The sequence below is a fragment of the Bradyrhizobium pachyrhizi genome (assembly GCF_001189245.1).
GTDB classification, from domain to species: Bacteria; Pseudomonadota; Alphaproteobacteria; order Rhizobiales; family Xanthobacteraceae; genus Bradyrhizobium; species Bradyrhizobium pachyrhizi.
This window is the reverse complement of sequence record NZ_LFIQ01000111.1, coordinates 198,774-202,254: the sequence shown is the minus strand read 5'-3', so window position 1 is coordinate 202,254 and position 3,481 is coordinate 198,774. Positions and strand designations below refer to the sequence as shown.

3 protein-coding genes are annotated in these 3,481 nt (G+C 66.5%); 2 read left to right on the top strand and 1 reads right to left on the bottom strand.

Annotated elements, in window-relative coordinates; translation table 11 throughout:
• Window positions 1-149: 149 nt before the first annotated feature.
• Window positions 150-2,294, bottom strand: coding sequence for a hybrid sensor histidine kinase/response regulator (locus AKL29_RS28920; protein ID WP_050386493.1), 2,145 nt, complete (start codon window positions 2,292-2,294; stop codon window positions 150-152).
• A gap of 332 nt (window positions 2,295-2,626) precedes the next feature.
• Here AKL29_RS28920 and AKL29_RS28915 point away from each other — a divergent pair, with 332 nt between their 5' ends.
• Both AKL29_RS28915 and AKL29_RS45700 read left to right on the top strand, forming a co-directional pair.
• Window positions 2,627-2,914 carry a FeoA family protein gene (locus AKL29_RS28915; protein ID WP_026192088.1) on the top strand — a complete coding sequence of 96 codons (288 nt, stop codon included), beginning with the start codon at window positions 2,627-2,629 and terminating at the stop codon, window positions 2,912-2,914.
• The coding region (locus AKL29_RS45700; RefSeq protein WP_430648897.1) for a FeoB small GTPase domain-containing protein at window positions 2,911-3,481 on the top strand (571 nt) is incomplete at its 3' end. The genes AKL29_RS28915 and AKL29_RS45700, both read left to right, overlap by 4 nt.

Below are 3,481 nucleotides of genomic sequence, written 5' to 3'. Positions count from 1 at the left end.
TCGTTTGCGAACTCAGGGGACCCATTACCCGGAATGCCAATTGTTGCGCGACGCTGGAGCCGCGATCCCGTTCCCAATCAACTGCGGTGGTTATGGGTCCTGGCTTTCGCCAGGACGACAGCGTGCTTGAGATGTGCCGCGCAACTACCTCACTCCGCCGGCGCCTGATCGCGCCTCAGCCGGCGCGAGCGCGTTGCCTTGTGCAGCACGCGCGCAAGCTGCTCGGCCGAATAGGGCTTCTGCAGCAGATCGAAGCCGCCGCTGCCCTGTTGCGACAGCACTTGGCTGTAACCGGAGGCGAGCACGATCGGAAGATCGAGGCGCTGCCGGCGGATCTCTTCCGCAAGCTCGATGCCGCTCATGCCGGGCATCACGACATCAGTGAACACCAGGTCGAACCGGTCGGCGTCGACGGCCAGCTCCTCCAGCGCGTGGGTGGCGTTGTCCACCAGCACGCAGGTGCAGCCGAGCTGGGTCAGCGTGTCGGCGGCAAACTTTCCGACCTCGGCATTGTCCTCGACGATCAGGACCGATGCGCCGGTCCGATAGACCGAGGGCGCGTCGTCGGTGCGCTGCGCTCGCGCGCCATGCCCGCCGACGACGCGCGGCAGATACAGCGTGAATGTCGCGCCCTTGCCGACTTCGCTGGTGACGGTCACCTCGCCGCCCGACTGCTTGGCGAAACCGAACACCTGGGACAGGCCGAGGCCGGTGCCGTGACCGACCTCCTTGGTGGTGTAAAACGGCTCGAAGATGCGGCCGAACAGCTCCTGCGGAATTCCGACGCCGGTGTCGGTCACCGACACCGCGACATGGCCGGGCGAGTTCGGCGGCGTGCTGGTCGCGGACGGCAGTCTGTCCACGGCGCGGACCGCGATCGTGAGCCGGCCGACGCCGTCCATGGCGTCGCGCGCGTTGACCGCCATGTTGATGATGGCGGTCTCGAACTGGCCGGCATCGGCGTTGACGAGACAGGTCTCGTCCGGCACTTGCGCTATTATCTCGATGCGCGCGCCGATCAGGGTTGCGATCATCTCGCTCAGGGTGCGGACATTCTGGCAGGCGTCGAACACCTCGGGCTTGAGGGTTTGCCGCCGCGCGAATGCAAGCAGCTGGTTGGTCAGCTTGGCGGCACGGTTCACGGTGTTGGAGATCGCATCGATGTAGCGCTGCCGCCGCGGCTCCGGCAGGTCCGGCCGCCGCAGCATGTCGACCGACGCGCGGATCACGGTGAGCAGGTTGTTGAAGTCGTGCGCGACGCCGCCGGTGAGCTGCCCGAGTGCCTCGAGCCGCTGGCCGTGCCGCAATGCCTCCTCGGCCTCGATGCGCCGGTTGGCCTCCTCCTGCAGGCGCTGGGTTCGCCGGAAGGCGAGTGCGAGCAGGCCGAACAGCAGGGCGGTGGCCGGGATCCCGAAGATCAGGTGCTGGGCCATGGTCGACCTCCAGCGCGACTGGATCGCCGAGGTTTCGAGGCCGGCGCTGACATAGATCGGGTATCCAGCCAGCCGCTGGTAGCGCATGCGCCGCTCGATGCCGTCGGCCGGGGATTGGATCGTCATCGTCCCGGCTTCGGGATTGGCGACGATCTGCCGCCCGAGCGGGCCGCTCGGCTCGAACCGGACATCGTGGTCAACGGCAGGGAAGTGCGCCAGCACGGCGCCGTCAGTCCGGATCAGCGCCAGGAAGCTGCCGGGCTCGCGGCCGATCCTGGCGTAGAAATTCTCGAAATATTCCGGAAGCACGGAGGCCTGGATCACGCCGGCAAAGCTGCCGTCGTCGCCGTTGCGGCGCCGGCCGACGCTGAAGAACCGCGAGCCCAGATAAGGCGGTCGCGGCGTCAGCACCTCGCCGATATAGGTGCCGATGTCGCCCTGGGCATGGATCCGGAAGTAATCCCGGTCCGAGAAGTCGACGTCGGGGGCCGGCTGCACCAGGCTGTTGACGAGGGCACGGCCGTTGGCATCGAACACCCAGACCGATTTCACCTGGGGAAGCGCCATGGCGACCTGCCGCAGCCGCTGGTGCAGGCTCTTCTCGCGCGCGACGATATCGGCATCGCCCATGCCGCGGACGACCTCGGTGACCTCGGCGAGGCCTCGATCGATGGTCTCGAACACCTTCAGCGCGTGCTCATGGGCGACATCGAGCGTGCGCTGGATCTCCTGGTCGGCGGCCTCGCTGGTCGATATCCAGGACATTGCGGAGGCAAAAACAAACAGCGCCAGCGGAAGGGCCAGCGCGGCGGCCATCATCCATTGCAGCAGTCTCAGCGAATTGCGTTGTGCGGTCTGCACGGGCGCTCCGGCTCCGCGCGGACCATAACGCAAACCGTTGCGCGGGAGGAAGCGAAACGGCGCCGCCGGGCGCGGCGCGGACGCTCATTCGCCATTCCGCGACCTGTCAAGGTTACCGGAGGCCAACCCGGATCGATCAATTCGCAGCCGGCTCGCGTCCGGGGCAGCACGGGCGGCTGCGGCGCGGCGGTATCACGACCTCGTTAGCCGCTCGCCGGCAGTCAAGCGGAAAATCGGCCTGGATGGCGCTTCCGGGCGCTGTTTTTAGGAGTTCTAAAACCTCTCACGGGCAAACGCTTGACCCTGTGACTACCTGCTGAAAAACAGGCCGCATGACAGGCGATCCAAACAGCTCCCGGGATAATTTGCAGGACGTCCGGCTCGGACATGCGGATCGCGGTTTTGTCGGAAAGATCATCAGGCTCGATGCGCTCGTGACGGGCTCATCGCTGTCTCCGCAGGAGCTGGAGCAGCGCCTGGTCGAGATGGGATTTGTCGAGGGCGCGCGCGTGGAAATCCTGCATGAAGGCACGATCCGAAAGGACCCGATCGCGGTGCGCGTCGACAACATCACGATCGCGCTACGCCGGAGCGAAGCCATGGCTGTGATCGTCGAATGACCACTGCATCCCTGCGCCTGGCGCTGGTCGGCGCCCCGAACACCGGCAAGACGTCGCTGTTCAACAGCCTGACCGGCAGCCGTCAGAAGGTCGCCAACTATCCGGGCGTCACGGTCGAGCGCAAATCCGGCGGCTTCGTCACGCCGGAGGGCCGCAGCGTGACCGTGCTCGACCTGCCCGGCACCTATTCGTTGCGCGGCCGCAGCCCGGACGAGGAGATCACCCGCGACATCGTGCTGGGCCGCTTCGACGGCGAGGCGGTGCCCGATCTCGTGCTCTGCGTCGCGGACGCCACCAATCTGCGGCTGACCTTGCGGCTGGTGCTCGAGCTGAAGCGGGTCGGTCGGCCGATGATGCTGGTGCTCAACATGATCGATATCGCGAAGCGCCGCGGCGTCACGATCGACATCGATCGGATGTCGCAGGAGCTCGGCCTGCCGATCGTGACGTCGGTCGCGGTCCGCAAGGGTGGCATCGACGAGCTCCTGAAGCGGACCGACGAATTCCTGGCCAAGTCGCATGAGGCGGCGGCCAGCGAGTGGACGACGCCGACAATCGCCGACCTCA